A 16,016-nucleotide genomic window follows, 5' to 3' on the forward strand; every position below is an offset into this window, starting at 1 on the left:
GTGGTCGAATGGTGCATGTCGCTGGATCCCTTGTCGCGTCCGCAATCGGTGTTTGCGCTGCAGAAAGAACTCAGCCGCGAAACCGAGCGCAGTTACACCAAGCTCACCGTGGCCGAAAAGATGCGGCTGCAGTTTGACAACATCGTGTCGGACAACAAGAAATCCCTGCGGAAATCCACCAACGCCGGCACCAAGTTTCGATGAAATTTTCGGTCTATCAGATCAGCCGCCAAGGTGGGCGGGAGCGCAATGAAGACCGCATGGGCTACGCCTACACCCGTGAATCCGGCCTGTTTGTGCTGGCCGACGGCATGGGGGGTCACCCCGAAGGCGCCATGGCGGCACAGCTGGCCCTGCAAACCTTCTCGGCTTACTTCCAGAAGGCGGCCAATCCCACGGTGAGAGAGGTGCCTGAATTCCTCTCCAGCGCACTCATGGCCGCGCACCACCAGATCATCCGTTACGCTGCTGAAAAAGGCATGCTGGACACGCCCCGCACCACGCTCGTGGCGTCCGTCATGGAGCGGGGTCATGTGTACTGGGTGCATTGCGGCGACTCGCGCTTGTATGTGGTTCGCAATGGCGAAATGCTCACGCGCACGCGCGACCACTCCTACATGGAGCAGCAAGCCCACTTGGGGCGGGCCACCGAGCACATCAACCGCAACATCCTGTTCACCTGCCTGGGCTCACCCGCCAAGCCTGTCTTTGACCTCTCGGGCCCGGTGCAATTGATGCAGGGCGACCGCGTGCTGCTGTGCTCTGATGGCCTGTGGGGTACGGTGACCGACGAAGAGATCACGTCCGAGTTGTCCAAGCGCCCGCTGGAGCAGGCCGTGCCCGAGCTGGTGGAGCTGGCGCTCAAACGTGGCGGCCCGCGCTGCGACAACGTGACTGTGCTCGCCATGGAATGGGAGACGGCCGACGAGTTCCAGAGCACCCGCGTGTCCACCGAGGACATCGAAGAAGGTGTGTTCGCCTCCACCATCCAGTCGGGCACGCCCGACTCGACCATGGAGGATCTGGACGACGCGGCGATCGAACAATCGATCGCCGAAATCAACGAAGCGATTCGCCGCACGGCCGAACGCAACACCTGAGGTTTTCCATGAGCGAAGTTTCCCGACCCGGCCAACGGGCCGTTGATGCCTTGCGCCCTGTGCGCATCACCCGCAGCTACACCATGCATGCCGAAGGCTCGGTGTTGATCGAATTCGGCCACACCAAGGTGCTGTGCACGGCGTCGGTCGAAGAGAAGGTGCCGCCGCACAAGCGTGGCAGCGGCGAAGGCTGGGTAACGGCCGAATACGGCATGCTGCCGCGAGCCACCCACACCCGCAGCGACCGCGAGGCGGCCAAGGGCAAGCAGAGCGGACGCACGCAGGAGATCCAGCGCCTCATTGGCCGCTCGCTGCGCGCGGTGTTCGACCTCAAGGCATTGGGTGAACGCACCATTTCGCTGGACTGTGACGTGATCCAGGCCGACGGCGGCACCCGCACCGCCAGCATCACCGGCGCTTTTGTAGCCGCGCACGATGCGGTCTCGAAGCTGATCGCCGACGGCAAGATCGCGGCCTCGCCCATCAAGGACCACGTGGCGGCGATTTCCGTCGGCATCTTGCAAGGCACGCCGCTGCTTGATCTGGAGTACGTGGAAGACTCGGCCTGCGACACCGACATGAACGTGGTGATGACCGGCGCCGGTCATTTCGTGGAGGTGCAGGGCACGGCCGAGGGCGTGGCCTTCACGCGCCGCGAGATGGACGCACTGCTGGCGCTGGCCGAAAAAGGCATCGACGAACTCGTCAACCTGCAAAAGCATTCGCTCGGTATCGCAAAAGCATGAAGCTGGTCCTGGCTTCGAACAACAAGGGAAAACTCGCCGAGTTGCAGGCGCTCTTTGCGCCGCTGGGCATTGAGCTGGTGCGCCAGGCCGACCTGAACATTCCCGAAGCGCCCGAACCGCACCGCACCTTTGTGGAGAACGCGCTGGCCAAGGCCCGCCATGCAGCGCGAGTCAGCGGTCTGCCTGCGTTGGCCGACGATGCCGGACTGTGTGTCGAGGCCTTCGGTGGGCTGCCGGGTGTCGATACGGCCTTCTATGCCACGCAGTTTGGCTATGAGAAGGGCGACGACAACAATGTGCGCGCCCTGCTCGAACAGATGCAGGGCCTTCAGGACCGCAGAGCCGCGCTCGTGAGCACGCTGGTGGCCTTGCGCAGCGCTGATGATCCCGAGCCGCTGGTGGCCACCGGCCGTGCGCCCGGCCTCATCACGCAACAGCCGATCGGCGAAAACGGTTTCGGCTTCGACCCGGTCATGTTTCTGCCAGCCTTTGGGAAAACCTTCGCTGAGCTGCCCACCGAGGTGAAAAACGCCAACAGCCACCGCGGGCGTGCATCGCAACAGATGCTGAAGTTGATGCGCGAGCGCTGGTTTGCGCCGGCGCCCGCGGCCGCGCCATGAGTGCCGAGCAGCCGGTGTCCTGGCCCGGCGGCCTGCCCGGTCACAAGGCGGCCCAGCCCGAAGCCGCCTGGAACGATGTCCGCCACTGGATGCGCCCGGGCACGCTGCAACTGCAAAGCCTGCCACCGCTGTCGCTCTACATCCACCTGCCGTGGTGCCTGAAGAAGTGCCCCTACTGCGACTTCAATTCGCACGAATGGAGCGCCACGTCCGAGCCGGGCCAGCCGCTGCCCGAATCGCGTTACCTGGACGCCTTGCGTGCCGACCTGGAAGCCTCGCTGCCGCTGATCTGGGGCCGCACCGTGCACAGCGTGTTCATCGGTGGCGGCACGCCCAGCCTGTTTTCACCCGCAGCCATCGACCGCTTGCTGGGCGATGTGCGTGCGCTGCTGCGGCTGGATGCCGACGCCGAGATCACGCTCGAAGCCAACCCGGGCACCTTCGAAAAGGACCGCTTCCGCGCGTTTCGCGAAGCGGGCGTGACCCGGCTCTCGATCGGCGTGCAAAGCTTCAACGACCTGCACCTCAAGGCACTGGGCCGCGTGCACGACCGGGACCAGGCGATGGCTGCTGTCGAAGAAGCCGCGCAGGCCTTCGACACCTTCAACCTCGACCTCATGTACGCGCTGCCCGGGCAGACGCTGGCCGACTGCGAGGCCGACGTGCGCACCGCACTGTCGTTCGCGCCGCCGCACATCTCCATCTACCACCTCACGCTGGAGCCCAACACGTACTTTGCAAAGTACCCGCCCGCGTTGCCACCTGAGGACGAGGCCTGGGACATGCTGGACCGCATCACCGAACTCACCGGCGAGGCCGGGCTGCAGCGTTACGAGGTGTCGGCCTATGCGCGCGCGGGGCACCGCAGCTGGCACAACACCAACTACTGGCAGTTCGGCGACTACCTCGGCATCGGCGCGGGCGCGCACAGCAAGCTGAGCTTTGCCCACCGCGTGGGGCGCCCGGTGCGCGTGCGTGAGCCGCGCCTGTACATGGAGCGTGCGCTGGCGGGCAACGCGGTGGTGAGTGCCGACGAGGTGCCCCGCAAAGCGTTGCCGTTCGAGTTCATGCTCAACGCCTTGCGGCTCAAGGAAGGCTTCAGCCTGCAGCAGTTCATGGAGCGCACCGGCCTGCCGCTGTCCAGCATTGAAGCCGGGTTGGCGCTGGCGGCGCAGAAGGGCCTGATCGAGCGCGATGCGGCCCGCGTGTGGCCCACGGATCGGGGCTTCGACTTCCTCAGCGACCTGCAGGAAATCTTTCTCGCAGACTGACGCTGCACTGTCTCAGGCGGTGTGCAGACTGAAGCCCACGCGCGTGGTGCCACCACTGGACTCCGCAGCCGGAAATCCGTCGTGCATGCGTGCAATGGCCGCCACGATGGACAGGCCCAGGCCGTGGTGTGGCTTCTCCATCTCGCAGCGCGACACGTCGGCGCGGAAGAAGCGGTCGAACAGGCGCGGCAGGTGCTCGGCCTCGATCGTGGGGCCGGTGTTTTCCACCCACAACCGCACACTGTCGCTGGCTTCTCGCACGATGCGCGCTCTCAGCTTGGAGCCCGCGTCGGCGTAGCGGATCGCGTTGCCCAGCAGGTTGGACAAGGCACGTTTGACCAGCGGCTCGTCCACCGACAACGTGGTGTCGCCGTCGATGGTCACCGTCAGGCCACGCTCCTCCATCGGGACCTCGTGGAATTCCACCACCTGCTGCAGCAGTTGCGCCAGGCTCACCACAGCGCGGCGCCGCGCCTTCACGCCGCGGTCCGCCTGCGTGAGGAACAGCATGTCGTTCACGATGGCTGGGTGACCCGGACATCGTCACGTTCAATGTGCGCACGGGCCCTGGCAAGACCCGCGCCCAGGTGCTGGCCGAACTCGGCGAAGCCCAGCGCCTGGGCCTGGTGGACTTCTTCGACAACAAGTACCCCGTGGTGGCCACGCCCGAGCAAGCCGAGCAGATCCGCCAGGCTGGCCTTCGGGCCCGTTGGTGTTTTCGCGCGTTTATGTGAAGTAGTTCTCACTTTCAAGTGTGAACCCTTGGCGCGCCAGCGCACAGAAGGGCGGCACTCCACTCCGTACTATCAATGGGGTTCATCCACCGGATGAAAGTTGGTCAGTTTCACAGTGGAGCTCTCATGAAACGTCGTGCAGCGTTGGTGGTGTCTTTGGTGGCGATGGCCGGTGTGGTCAGCTGCGGTGGTGGCGGCGACGACGTGGTGGGTGCACCATCGGGGCCGTCTGCTGAGGGGTACTACGCGGGCTCATTGGTTGTGACTGCGTTTCCGGCGACGGTTGGCAATCCTCAGCTGCCCAACACAAGCACTGCATTTCAGATGCTGGTGCTTGAAAATGGTCAGTTCTGGACGATTTACGGTACGCCCAACGGCGCAGAACTGGACGTTGAAGGTTTTGCTCAGGGCACTGGCACTTCCAATGGCAGCTTGTTCATCGCCGGTGGCGTGAGGAACTTCGCCAATCCGCCTCCGTCACTTGCCACCAACGCGGTGGCCAGCGCGAGCTACAACGCATCCGCCAAGTCCATCAGCGGAACGATCACGGACTCGACCACCACCTTGACGATCACCAGTGCTCCGCAGTCAGCGTATGACTACAGCGCCGCTGCCGCTCTGACCAGTCTGACCGGTGTCTGGACGGTGGAGGGTCCTGCAAACGACGAGTACACCTTGAATGTATTGGCCGACGGAACATTCACGAGCACTCCCACATCACTGCCCGGTTGCCCTTTCTCGGGTACTTTTGTCCCCCGCAACACTGGCAAGAACGTGTTCAATCTGACGGTCACCAATGGGGCCGCTCTCTGCAGCTCCCCGAATCTGGTGTCCACAGGCGTTGCTTATCTGGTGCCGGCGGGCGCAGGGACTCAGCTGACACTGGCCACGGTAAGTGCCGACCGCCAGCTCGGTGCCGTTGTCTCTGGAGCACGCTGAGGCACCTTGCTAGTCAAGTCCAGAGTCACAAACCCGCCCACTCCACCGGCACTGCCCGTCATCCGACAGCCAGGGATGGGCGTGGCCCGCGCAGCCGGTCTGGCAGATGGCTTTTCGTGCCGCTTCCAAGTCCTGCGCTGGACCGGACTGCGCAGGCACTGTGCTTGACGCACGGGAACGGTGAGGGATGCTGGCCACCGGCGTGTTCATGCCCCACAGCAAAGTCGTCCGCGCAACCACGAGTTGTCCACGCAAGCGCACGACTTCGCTGGTCAGGGCACTCAGCGCCACTTCCTTCTCTCGCATGAGCCTGGACACCCGGTCCTGAACGCCGCCCATGTGTCGGCACAGCACCGCGTGCTCAAGCACCACGCCTGAGGACTGCGGGCTCATTGAACCAACGAGGCCGTGGTGTGCCACAGGCGCCGCTCGGGCAGCAGATCGTCGGTGTTCAGCGCGGGTCGCTCGGCCGGCCCGTCACCCGCCTTCAACAACACGTCCCAGTGCTGATGCATGCGCTGAACCACCGTGCGAAAGCTCGACGATAGCCCCGGGTGCTGGCCCAGAAAAAACAGGTTGGAGCGGATCTTGCGCCCCATCAGATCGCGTTGCGTGGCGCAGGCGCTCTGGGCATGGCCCGTCATCAGTGCCAGCGTGCCCGCGAGCATGGCCTCGGCGCAGGGCATCACGTGTTCTTCGTCTTCGTGCAGTTCGGGTTCGGTGTTCACAGCGGTCTCCAGACAAGGGTGTGGATGTCGCGCCTGAGCGCGAGCGGTGCTGGCTGCCGGTCAGAACTTGCGGGTGGTGAAGGACCGAGGCTGGCTTGCTGACCCCATATTAAATGAGAATGGATCGCATTTAAAGAGGGCTGACAGGATTGTTTGCAAGCGGGTGTTTCGGCGTGCCCTGACGCGCGCCGAGCGCGCAAGAAAAAAGGGCCTTGATTGCTCAAGGCCCTTGAATTCATTGGCGGAGACGGTGAGATTCGAACTCACGGACCCTTGCGAGTCGGCAGTTTTCAAGACTGCTGGTTTAAACCGCTCACCCACGTCTCCGGATGCGGTTGCAACGCGTGGATTTTAGCCTGCGGTCTCAGGCGGGCAGTGCCGCCGGTTCGGGTTGTGGTTTGGGCAGCATGCCGCGCGTCTCGATAAAGCGCACCACCTCGTCCACACCCACCAGCGTCTTGAGGTTGGTCATGACCCAGGGGCGGCGCGCGCTGTCGGGGCGCATGCGCGCGGTATCGGCCTTCATCACCTCCAGGTCGGCGCCCACATGGGGAGCGAGGTCGGTCTTGTTGATGACGAAGAGGTCGCTCTTGGTGATGCCGGGGCCGCCTTTGCGCGGAATCTTTTCGCCGGCGGCCACATCGATCACGTAGATGGTGAGGTCGCTGAGTTCGGGGCTGAAGGTGGCGGCGAGGTTGTCGCCGCCGCTTTCGATGAACACCACGTCGGCGTCGGGGAACTCACCGAGCATGCGGTCGATGGCCTCCAGGTTGATGGAAGCGTCTTCGCGGATGGCGGTGTGCGGGCAGCCGCCGGTCTCCACACCCATGATGCGTTCGGCCGGCAGCGCGCCGCTCACGGTGAGGATGCGCTGGTCTTCCTTGGTGTAGATGTCGTTGGTGATGGCGATCAGGTCGTAGCGATCGCGCATGGCCTTGCACAGCATCTCCAGCAACGTGGTCTTGCCCGAGCCGACCGGGCCGCCAATGCCCACGCGCAGGGGGGGCAGGTGTTTGGTGCGGCGGGGAATGTGGTGCAGGGGGGTCATGAGCGGAACAGGCGTGAGTACTGGGTTTCGTGGCGGGCGGAGTGGATGGCCAGCAGCGGTGTGAAGGCTTGCCGGTCGTCGTCGTGCAGGTGGATGGCGTGGTCCACCGCGGCGGGGATCTGCTTCGCCAGACGCGCCAGCATGCGCTGGCCGGCGCTCTGGCCCAGCGGCACCGACTTGATGGAAGCCTGCACCATGTTTTCGCACCAGCCGAAGGCGTAGCCCACCAGGCTGTCGTGCACGCTGGCACCGGTGCTGGCGGCCGCGCAGGCGCAGGCCACGGGGTAGGTGGGTGGGTCCAGCTGTGCGCTGTGCAATTGTTCGAACACGCCGGTGCCCAGCTCACCGAGCTGGCGTGCCCACTCCATCAGGGATCGGCCCATCTGTTCACTCTGCAGGCGAAATTCAAGCGTCTCGCGGGTCTGCAGCACCCAGTGATTGAGCTGGGTGATGCGGGTCAGGTCGTTGGCGCGCCACGCCGGGATGGCCTGTGCCACCACCGCCAGATCGCTGCGCGCCAGGCCCAGGTGAAGCTGGTCGGTGAGCCAGGCGGCGGCACTCGCTTCATCCGACACCAGACCGGCGTCCACGGCCGATTCGAGTCCTTCGGAATACGAGAAGCCGCCCACCGGCAGGGCGGGAGAGGCGAGCCAGAGGATCTGCAGCAGGCTGGCGGCCGAGCGGGGCGGCGCCTGGGCGGCGTCAGCCGTGGTCATGGCTGTGTTGGTCGTGGCCGTGCGCGTGGTCATGCCCGGTGTGGTGGACGTGCGTCTCTTTGGCGCCATGCACATGGATGTTCCCACCACCGGACCCGTGGCCGCCATACGCGCCGGCCTCGGGCTCGAAAGGCTCACGCGCCTCCACCACCGTGAGGTGCATTGAACGCAGCATGTCGGCCAGCACATGGTCGGGCTCGATCTTCAGGTGGTCGGGTTTGAGTTCGATGGGCACATGCCGGTTGCCCAGGTGGTAGGCCGCGCGCATGAGGTCGAAGGCCTGCTCGTGGGCCGGGTGGTCGGGGCAGGCGGTGATGCGCAGCACCGGTTGCGGCGCAGCCACCACGCGCAGGAGCGAACCGTCTTGCGTGACGAGTACGTCGCCACCGCGCACCACAGTGCCGCGCGGCAGGAACACGCCCACATGGCGCTCGTCGGAGGCCACGGTGTCGAAGCGGCTTTTCTGGCGGATGTCCCAGTCCAGTACCAGCTGCGCGGCGCGTTGCACCAGGGGCTTGGCGAGTCCCTGGCCCTGGGGGATGAGTTTGGAGGCTTGCAACATGAAGGCTTTGTTCAGAACAGGAAGTAGCGTTGCGCCATGGGCAACGTGATGGCGGGCTCGCAGGTGAGCAGCACGCCGTCGGCGCGCACGGCGTAGGTTTGTGGATCGATTTCCATTTTGGGCAAGAGGCTGTTGTGCACCATGCTGGCCTTGGTCACGCAGCGGCAGCCACGCACCGCGTCCAGCGTCTTGCGCAGGCCGTAGCGTTCGCCCACACCGGCGCTCAACGCGGCCTGCGAAACGAATGTGAGGCTGCTCCTGGCCATGGCGCCGCCGAAGCTGCCGAACATGGGCCGGTAGTGCACCGGCTGCGGGGTGGGAATGGAGGCGTTGGGGTCACCCATGGCGGCCAGCGCGATGCTGCCGCCTTTCAGGATGAGCGCCGGCTTCACTCCGAAAAAGGCGGGTTTCCACACCACCAGGTCGGCCCACTTGCCGACTTCAAGCGAACCCACGATGTGCGAGATGCCGTGCGCAATGGCGGGGTTGATCGTGTACTTGGCGATGTAGCGTTTGACGCGGAAGTTGTCGTTGCGCGGTCCGTCCCCGGGCAAGCTGCCGCGCTGGCTCTTCATCTTGTCGGCCGCTTGCCAGGTGCGGATGATCACCTCGCCCACGCGGCCCATGGCCTGGCTGTCGCTGCTCATCATGCTGATGGCGCCCATGTCGTGCAGGATGTCCTCGGCCGCGATCGTCTCGCGGCGTATGCGGCTCTCGGCGAAGGCCAGGTCTTCGGGGATGCCGGCGTCCAGGTGGTGGCACACCATGAGCATGTCCACGTGTTCGTCCAGCGTGTTGACCGTGTAGGGCATGGTCGGGTTGGTGGAGCTGGGCAGGAAGTTGGCCTCGCCCACCACACGCAGGATGTCGGGTGCATGCCCACCGCCGGCGCCTTCGGTGTGGAAGGCACAGAGGCTGCGGCCCTTGGTGGCGGCGATGGTGTCTTCCACAAAGCCCGACTCGTTGAGTGTGTCGGAGTGGATGGCGACCTGCGTGTCTGTGGCTTCGGCGACATCGAGGCAGTTGCTGATGGCACTCGGTGTGGTGCCCCAGTCTTCGTGCAGCTTCATGCCGATCACGCCGGCGTTGATCTGCTCGTGCAGCGGGGCGGGCAGGCTGGCGTTGCCCTTGCCCAGAAAGCCCAGGTTCATGGGCAGGCCGTCGGCGGCCTGCAGCATGCGTTCGATGTGCCAGGGGCCGGGCGTGCAGGTGGTGGCGAAGGTGCCGGTGGCCGGGCCGGTGCCGCCACCGAGCATGGTGGTGATGCCGGAGGTGAGGGCTTCGTCCACCTGCTGCGGGCAGATGAAGTGGATGTGGCTGTCGATACCGCCGGCGGTGACGATGTTGCCTTCGCAGCTGATGACCTCGGTGCCCGGGCCGATGATGATGTCCACGCCGGGTTGTGTGTCGGGGTTGCCGGCCTTGCCGATGGCGACGATGCGCCCGTCTTTCAGGCCGATGTCGGCCTTGACGATGCCCCAGTGATCGATGATCACGGCGTTGGTCATCACGGTGTCCACGGCACCCTCAGCGCGGGTGCGCTGGCTCTGCGCCATGCCGTCGCGGATGGTCTTGCCGCCGCCGAACTTGACCTCTTCTCCGTAGCCACCGGCGGCGAGGGTGAAGTCTTTCTCGATCTCGATCATGAGACCGGTGTCGGCCAGGCGCAGGCGGTCGCCCACGGTGGGACCGAACATGTTGGCGTAGGCGCTTCTTGAAATCGTGCTCATGCGAGCTTTCCTTGAACAAGGCCGCGAAAGCCGTACACGATGCGGTCACCCGCGTAGTCCACCAGCTCCACCGTGCGTTGCTGACCCGGCTCGAAGCGCACCGCCGTGCCGCTGGCGATGTTCAGCCGCATGCCGCGCGCAGCCGTGCGGTCAAAGTCGAGCGCGCCGTTCACTTCTGCAAAGTGGTAGTGCGAGCCGACCTGGATCGGGCGGTCGGCGCCGTTCTTCACCACCAGGGTGAGCGTGCGCCGGCTGGGGTTCAGGACATGTTCGCCCTCATCAACAAGGAGTTCGCCGGGGATCATGGCGTGCTCCTTCAGCGCTTGCCGCTGGACCACCACAGCGCCACCGCAATGGCCACCACCACGCCCACGAAACCCAGAACGTCGGTGGCATGCCAATGGGAACCGAACAGGCCATGGCCCTCATGGGCCAGGGCTGGCGCGCTGAAGACGGTGGCGAGGAAGGCAGGGGTGATGCGCATGGTGCTCTTTCAGGGAATGGGTTGGTGCACGGTCACCAGCTTGGTGCCGTCGGGAAACGTCGCTTCCACCTGGATGTCCGGGATCATCTCGGCGATGCCCTCCATCACGTCGGCGCGGGTCAGCACGTTGCGCCCGTCGCTCATGAGCTGGGCCACGGTCTTGCCGTCGCGCGCGCCCTCCATCACGGCCGCGCTGATCAGCGCCACAGCCTCGGGGTAGTTGAGCTTGAGTCCACGCGCCTGGCGCCGCTCGGCCAGCAGGGCGGCGGTGAAGATCAGCAGCTTGTCTTTTTCTCTTGGCGTCAGTTCCATGGCGGTGCGTGTGTCCCGGGTGGTGCTTTGGGTGGGGAGTCAGCAATTCCCGTGCCCCGGGAGGACATTGGCCACCAGCGTGGCACGAAAGCTGCACAAACGCAGTGTGACAACCATCCCCATCGTCCCCATCCGCACCGCACCCCCATCCACCGCAGGGCACGAGCCCGGGCTGGACGCGCCGCAGCGCATCACCCGCGTGCGCCGCGACTACAACAGCTGGGTCGGCAGCGAAACGATGGAGGACTACGCGCTGCGCTACACCCCGCAGCGCTTTCGCAAATGGAGCGAATGGCGCGTGGCCAACACCGCGTTCGGCGCCGCCTCGTTCCTGATCCTGGAGGCCGTGGGCGCCACGCTGCTGGTGCAGTACGGTTTCGTGAACGCGGCGCTGGCCATCCTGTGCACCGGTTTGATCATTTTCCTCGCCGGCCTGCCCATCAGCGTGTATGCCGCGCGCTACGGGGTCGACATGGACCTGCTCACGCGCGGTGCGGGCTTTGGCTACATCGGCTCCACCATCACCTCGCTGATCTACGCCACCTTCACCTTCATCTTCTTCGCGCTGGAAGCGGCGGTGATGGCCTACGCGCTGGAGCTCGCGCTCGACATCCCGCCCGCCTGGGGTTACCTCATCTGCGCGGTGGTGGTCATCCCGCTGGTGACGCACGGGGTTTCGGTGATCAGCCGCTTTCAGATGTGGACCCAGCCACTCTGGCTGGTGATGATGGTGGTCCCTTTTGGGGCGGTGGCCATCATGGCACCCGAAACGTTCACCAACGTGGTGCGTTATGGGGGTGAATCCGGCGCGGGTGTGCAGTTTGACTGGCACCTGTTTGGTGCGGCACTCACGGTGGGCATCGCGCTCATCACGCAGATGGGCGAGCAGGCCGACTACCTGCGCTTCATGCCCGCGAAGGAGCCAGGCAAGGGCCTGCGCTGGTGGGCCGGTGTGCTGGCCGGTGGGCCGGGCTGGGTGGTGCTGGGCGTGCTGAAGATGCTGGGCGGTGCGGTGCTGGCGTACCTGGCCATCAGCCACATGGTGCCCACCGAGCGTGCGGTGGACCCGAACCAGATGTACCTCGCGGCCTACGAGTACGTGTTTGCCGACTACGGCTGGGCGGTGGCGGCCACGGCGATCTTTGTGGTGGTCTCGCAGCTCAAGATCAACGTGACCAACGCCTACGCCGGTTCACTGGCCTGGAGCAACTTTTTCTCGCGCATCACCCACAGCCACCCCGGGCGCGTGGTGTGGGTGGTATTCAACACCTTCATCGCCTTCATGCTGATGGAAATGAACGTGTTCCAGGCGCTGGGTCAGGTGCTCGGCGTGTACTCCAACATCGCCATCGCCTGGATCATGGCCGTGGTGGCCGACCTGGTGATCAACAAGCCGCTGGGCTGGAGCCCCAAGGGGATCGAGTTCAAGCGCGCGTATCTGTACGACATCAACCCGGTGGGGGTGGGGGCGATGGTGCTGGCTTCCGTGCTGTCGATCACCGCACACATGGGGTTCATGGGGCCCACCGCGGAGGCGTTTTCGGCGGTGATTGCGATGGTGACGGCCTTGATCGCTGCACCGTTGATCGCTTGGCTGACGAAGGGGCGGTATTACATTGCGCGGCACCAAGAGGGGGATGGTGGTGCTGGAGCCTGCTCTCCGCCAGGTGGGTGCGCTCCTTCCCCCAGAGGGGGAGGGGGCATTGCACCGTTTTCACTCCAGCGCTGCGTGATTTGCGAGCGTGAGTACGAAGGCCCTGACATGGCCCACTGCCCGGCCTACCAGGGTTCCATCTGTTCACTCTGCTGCACGCTCGACGCGCGGTGCGGTGACCTCTGCAAACCGCACGCCAAACTCTCCGAGCAATGGATGGGCGCGTTGCGCCGCGTGTTGCCACGTTCGATCTGGCCGTACCTGGAGGCGGGCCTCGCCCATTACCTGCTGCTCATGCTGGTGATGGCGCCGGTGCTGGCTGCCGTGCTCGGGTTGTTGTACCGGCAGGAGGTGCAGGCGCTCGCGCTGCGCATGGGTTTGTCGGCCAACGCCGGCCTGCTCGACGCTGCCTTGCGCACGGGCTTTGTGCGGGTGTACGCCGTGCTCCTGCTGATCACGGCGACTGTGGCCTGGTGGCTGGTGCTGGCGCACAAGAGCCGCGAGGTGGCGCAGGAAGAGTCGAACCGGCAGACGCGCCTGCTCATGCAGGAAATCGAATCGCACCGCCTGACCGACGAGGCCTTGCAGCAGGCGCGCCTGGCCGCCGAACACGCCAACCAGGCCAAGACGCGCTACATCAGCACCATCAGCCATGAGCTGCGCACGCCGCTCAACAGCATCCTGGGTTATGCGCAGCTGCTGCAGGAAGACACCGGCATGGCGCCGCACCGCGCGCAGGCCATCCGTGTGATCAACCGGGGCGGCGAACACCTGCTCTCGCTGATCGAGGGCACGCTGGACATCGCGCGCATCGAGTCCGGCAAGCTCGCGCTGGAGGTGCGGCCCATGGCCTTTGCCGGCGCCATGCAGGAGGTGGCCGGCATGTTCGAGTTGCAGGCCAGCGCCAAGGGCCTGCGCTTTGTGTTCGAGACCGGCAGCCGCCTGCCCGACACCGTGCGCGCCGACGAAAAACGCCTGCGCCAGATCCTCATCAACCTGCTGGGCAATGCGGTGAAGTTCACCCAGGTCGGCCAGGTGCGGTTGCGCGTGACGCATGCGCGCGAGATGGCGCAGTTCGAGGTGCACGACACCGGCCCCGGCATGCGCGCGCAAGACCTGGAGCGGGTGTTCGAGCCGTTCGCGCGCGGTCAGAACGAAGTGGCACCCGGGCCCTCCACCGGCACCGGTCTGGGCCTCACCATTGCCAAGATGCTCACCGACCTCATGGGCGGCGAGATGACCGTGCGCAGCGCACCGGGCGAGGGCTCGGTGTTCACCGTGCGCCTGTTTTTGCCCGAGGTGCACGGCGCGGTGTTGCCGCGCCCGCTGGCATTGCCCAGCCACACCGGCTACGAGGGCGTGCGCCGCCGCGTGCTGGTGGTGGACAACGAAGAGGCCGACCGCGAGCTGATCCAGCGCTGGCTGGAGCCGCTGGGCTTCGATGTGATGCTGGCCACCAGCGGCCTGGACGCGCTGGCCTTGCTCGACGGTTTGCAGCCCGGTGATGCAGGCGCACCCGACGCCGTGTTCATGGACCTGGCCATGCCCGGCATCGACGGCTGGGAAACCATGCGCCGCCTGCGTGCCAGCGGCTGGGGCGTGGTGCCGCTGGCCATCGTGTCGGCCAATGCGTTCGACAAGGGACTCGACAACGACCTGGGCCACCGACCGCAAGACTTTTTCGTGAAGCCGGTGCGCCGCGACGACCTGCTCGGCTGGCTCGGCCTGCGGTTGCATCTGGTGTGGAACGATGTGCTTCCGTCAGCAGCCGAGATGCTCGCCCTCCCGACACAACAACAACCCGGCGTGGAGGTCACCCGTGGTCGGGACTTTGAACCCCTGCTGGAACTCGTGCGCCTGGGTTACTACAAGGGCATCGTGCAGTGGCTCGACGAGTGGGTGCAGGACCACCCCGAGCAGGCGGGCTTTGCGCAGCAGCTGCGCACGCTCGCACGCGAGTTCCGTTTTGACGCCATCGAACAGCAACTGCTGCAGCGCCATGTCTGAGTTCATGCTGCAACAGACCGACCAGCTCATCGTGCTGATCGTCGACGACGTGCCCGACAACGTCGCGCCGCTGCACGACGCGCTCGACGACGCGGGCTACACCGTGCTGGTGGCGCTCGATGGCGAGAGCGCCATCCGCCGCGCCACGCAGGCCCTGCCCGACGTGGTGCTGCTCGATGCGGTGATGCCCGGCATCGACGGTTTTGAAGTGGCGCGCCGCCTCAAGGCACAGCCCGCCACTGCGCACATCCCCATCATCTTCATGACCGGCCTGACCGAGACCGAACACCTGGTGGCCGCTCTCGACGCGGGCGGCGCCGATTACGTGACCAAACCCATCAAGCCGCGCGAGGTGATGGCGCGCATGGGCGTGCACCTGCGCACCGCGCGCCATGTGCGCCAAGGCGCGGTGGAGCGCAGCCAGGCGCGCAACGCGCTGGACGCCTTCGGCTACGCGACCATCACCGTGCGCGAGAGCGACGGCCGCCTGATGTGGCAGACGCCGCTGGCGCGCGACCTGCTGCGCAACTACTGCGGCACCGAGTCGCCCACCACACCACCGGCCGTGTTGCAATGGTTGCGGCGCCACCTGGGGGAAGCGAGCGAGCAGCGCGAGCCACCGCGCCTCACGCTGGAAAACGGCCCGCGCCGGCTCACCTTCCGGCTGCACCAGCGTGTAGGCGATGAAGACGGAGATGTCGATGCCGGCGGCGACTGGCTGATCGTGATGCAGGAAACGTCAGACGCCAGCGTGCTCTCCAGCGTGGCCGGCGCCTTTGGCCTCACCGCGCGCGAGGCCGAGGTGTTGTACTGGGTGGTCAAGGGCAAGATCAACCGCGACATCGGTGACATCATCGGCGCCAGCCCCGCCACGGTGAAAAAACACCTGGAGCGCATCTATGCCAAGCTCGGCGTGGAGACCCGCACGGCGGCTGCTGCCATGGCCATCAACCGCGTGCCGCTGCTGCAGCCGCAGCACGGGGGGTAGGGCTGCGATGGCGGCCGGCTGCACGCAACGGGCTGTTGCTGCTGCCGTCTCTTTCACAAACTTCTTGAGGTACTGCAGTGAAAAAGACTCTGGTGAGGAATGGATTCATCGCAGCCGGTGTCATGAACATCGGCGGTGTGCTGCTGTTCTCTCGTGTTTTCACCAACGACGCCATCGCTGAAGCCGATCCCGTCGTCATGTCGAACTTCGGCCTGCTGATGATTGTTGTGTGGGGTTTGGCGTACCTGGGTGCTGCAATGGCGGGTACCGGCATCAAATGGCTGGCCGGCGCTTTTGCCATCGAGAAGTTTGTCTATGTGGTGGCGTGGTTGCTGTGGCTTTCGAATAACAACCTTGGGGCGCTGTACGCCAAGGAT

General features: G+C 65.4%; 18 protein-coding genes, 1 tRNA gene and 1 pseudogene. 10 read left to right on the forward strand and 10 right to left on the reverse strand.

The features are described 5' to 3' along the window. From Q0C59_RS10200 to hemW, 5 genes and pseudogenes are all read left to right on the forward strand, one after another. A pseudogene (locus Q0C59_RS10200) lies at positions 1 to 204 on the forward strand (serine/threonine protein kinase); the annotation flags it as partial. After that, positions 201 to 1,100 (forward strand): PP2C family serine/threonine-protein phosphatase, encoded by a 900-nt coding sequence (locus tag Q0C59_RS10205; RefSeq protein WP_291214808.1) that lies wholly within the window; start codon positions 201 to 203, stop codon positions 1,098 to 1,100. The pseudogene Q0C59_RS10200 and the gene Q0C59_RS10205, both read left to right, overlap by 4 nt. Before the next feature lie 8 nt (positions 1,101 to 1,108). Further along, positions 1,109 to 1,846: a ribonuclease PH gene (gene rph / locus Q0C59_RS10210; RefSeq protein WP_291214811.1), complete on the forward strand. Its 738-nt coding sequence runs from the start codon at positions 1,109 to 1,111 to the stop codon at positions 1,844 to 1,846. Further along, positions 1,843 to 2,466, forward strand: coding sequence for an RdgB/HAM1 family non-canonical purine NTP pyrophosphatase (gene rdgB, locus Q0C59_RS10215; protein ID WP_291214814.1), 624 nt, complete (start codon positions 1,843 to 1,845; stop codon positions 2,464 to 2,466). Before rph ends, rdgB begins: the two co-directional genes overlap by 4 nt. An 89-nt stretch (positions 2,467 to 2,555) precedes the next feature. Further along, positions 2,556 to 3,737, forward strand: a complete 1,182-nt coding sequence (gene hemW, locus Q0C59_RS10220; RefSeq protein ID WP_291214863.1) for a radical SAM family heme chaperone HemW — start codon at positions 2,556 to 2,558, stop codon at positions 3,735 to 3,737. Positions 3,738 to 3,749: 12 nt separating this feature from the next. Here hemW and Q0C59_RS10225 read toward each other — a convergent pair whose 3' ends face one another. Beyond that, a complete protein-coding gene (locus tag Q0C59_RS10225) occupies positions 3,750 to 4,247 on the reverse strand; it encodes an ATP-binding protein (protein WP_291214866.1) in 498 nt (165 codons plus the stop codon). A 44-nt stretch (positions 4,248 to 4,291) separates the two neighbouring features. Here Q0C59_RS10225 and Q0C59_RS10230 point away from each other — a divergent pair, with 44 nt between their 5' ends. Both Q0C59_RS10230 and Q0C59_RS10235 read left to right on the forward strand, forming a co-directional pair. Next, positions 4,292 to 4,471 (forward strand): DUF4148 domain-containing protein, encoded by a 180-nt coding sequence (locus Q0C59_RS10230; RefSeq protein WP_291214817.1) that lies wholly within the window; start codon positions 4,292 to 4,294, stop codon positions 4,469 to 4,471. Between the two features lie 126 nt (positions 4,472 to 4,597). Next, positions 4,598 to 5,410 carry a hypothetical protein gene (locus Q0C59_RS10235; RefSeq protein ID WP_291214819.1) on the forward strand — a complete coding sequence of 271 codons (813 nt, stop codon included), beginning with the start codon at positions 4,598 to 4,600 and terminating at the stop codon, positions 5,408 to 5,410. 389 nt (positions 5,411 to 5,799) lie between these two features. On the opposite strand, the gene Q0C59_RS10240 is transcribed toward Q0C59_RS10235, so the two are convergent. The 9 genes from Q0C59_RS10240 to Q0C59_RS10280 all read right to left on the reverse strand — a co-directional run bounded on the left by Q0C59_RS10240 (position 5,800) and on the right by Q0C59_RS10280 (position 10,990). Then, complete coding sequence (locus Q0C59_RS10240) at positions 5,800 to 6,138, reverse strand: hypothetical protein (protein ID WP_291214823.1); 339 nt, start codon at positions 6,136 to 6,138, stop codon at positions 5,800 to 5,802. 239 nt (positions 6,139 to 6,377) lie between these two features. Beyond that, positions 6,378 to 6,465 (reverse strand) — tRNA-Ser (locus tag Q0C59_RS10245). 37 nt (positions 6,466 to 6,502) lie between these two features. Then, on the reverse strand, positions 6,503 to 7,186 hold the full coding sequence (gene ureG, locus Q0C59_RS10250) for an urease accessory protein UreG (RefSeq protein ID WP_291214828.1): 684 nt from the start codon (positions 7,184 to 7,186) through the stop codon (positions 6,503 to 6,505). Continuing rightward, entirely contained in the window at positions 7,183 to 7,902 is a 720-nt protein-coding gene (locus Q0C59_RS10255) for an urease accessory protein UreF (RefSeq protein WP_291214831.1), read from the reverse strand. Before Q0C59_RS10255 ends, ureG begins: the two co-directional genes overlap by 4 nt. Beyond that, complete coding sequence (gene ureE / locus Q0C59_RS10260; protein WP_291214834.1) at positions 7,889 to 8,464, reverse strand: urease accessory protein UreE; 576 nt, start codon at positions 8,462 to 8,464, stop codon at positions 7,889 to 7,891. The genes Q0C59_RS10255 and ureE overlap by 14 nt, the downstream gene beginning before the upstream one ends. Before the next feature lie 11 nt (positions 8,465 to 8,475). Continuing rightward, on the reverse strand, positions 8,476 to 10,194 hold the full coding sequence (ureC, locus tag Q0C59_RS10265) for an urease subunit alpha (RefSeq protein ID WP_291214837.1): 1,719 nt from the start codon (positions 10,192 to 10,194) through the stop codon (positions 8,476 to 8,478). Next, the gene (locus Q0C59_RS10270; RefSeq protein ID WP_291214840.1) at positions 10,191 to 10,499 is read right to left on the reverse strand and encodes an urease subunit beta; all 309 of its coding nucleotides are present in this window, start codon (positions 10,497 to 10,499) and stop codon (positions 10,191 to 10,193) included. Before Q0C59_RS10270 ends, ureC begins: the two co-directional genes overlap by 4 nt. An 11-nt stretch (positions 10,500 to 10,510) precedes the next feature. Next, entirely contained in the window at positions 10,511 to 10,678 is a 168-nt protein-coding gene (locus Q0C59_RS10275) for a hypothetical protein (RefSeq protein ID WP_291214843.1), read from the reverse strand. 9 nt (positions 10,679 to 10,687) lie between these two features. Further along, the gene (locus Q0C59_RS10280; RefSeq protein WP_159604346.1) at positions 10,688 to 10,990 is read right to left on the reverse strand and encodes an urease subunit gamma; all 303 of its coding nucleotides are present in this window, start codon (positions 10,988 to 10,990) and stop codon (positions 10,688 to 10,690) included. Positions 10,991 to 11,228: 238 nt separating this feature from the next. Between Q0C59_RS10280 and Q0C59_RS10285 the strand changes: the two genes are divergently transcribed. From Q0C59_RS10285 to Q0C59_RS10295, 3 genes are all read left to right on the forward strand, one after another. Beyond that, the gene (locus Q0C59_RS10285) at positions 11,229 to 14,651 is read left to right on the forward strand and encodes an ATP-binding protein (protein ID WP_291214869.1); all 3,423 of its coding nucleotides are present in this window, start codon (positions 11,229 to 11,231) and stop codon (positions 14,649 to 14,651) included. After that, the gene (locus Q0C59_RS10290; protein ID WP_291214848.1) at positions 14,644 to 15,639 is read left to right on the forward strand and encodes a response regulator transcription factor; all 996 of its coding nucleotides are present in this window, start codon (positions 14,644 to 14,646) and stop codon (positions 15,637 to 15,639) included. The genes Q0C59_RS10285 and Q0C59_RS10290 overlap by 8 nt, the downstream gene beginning before the upstream one ends. A 77-nt stretch (positions 15,640 to 15,716) precedes the next feature. After that, a partial coding sequence (locus Q0C59_RS10295) for a hypothetical protein (protein ID WP_291214851.1) occupies positions 15,717 to 16,016 on the forward strand: 300 nt, incomplete at its 3' end.

The sequence above is a fragment of the Hydrogenophaga sp. genome, from assembly GCF_022844385.1.
Classification (GTDB): Bacteria; Pseudomonadota; Gammaproteobacteria; order Burkholderiales; family Burkholderiaceae_C; genus Hydrogenophaga.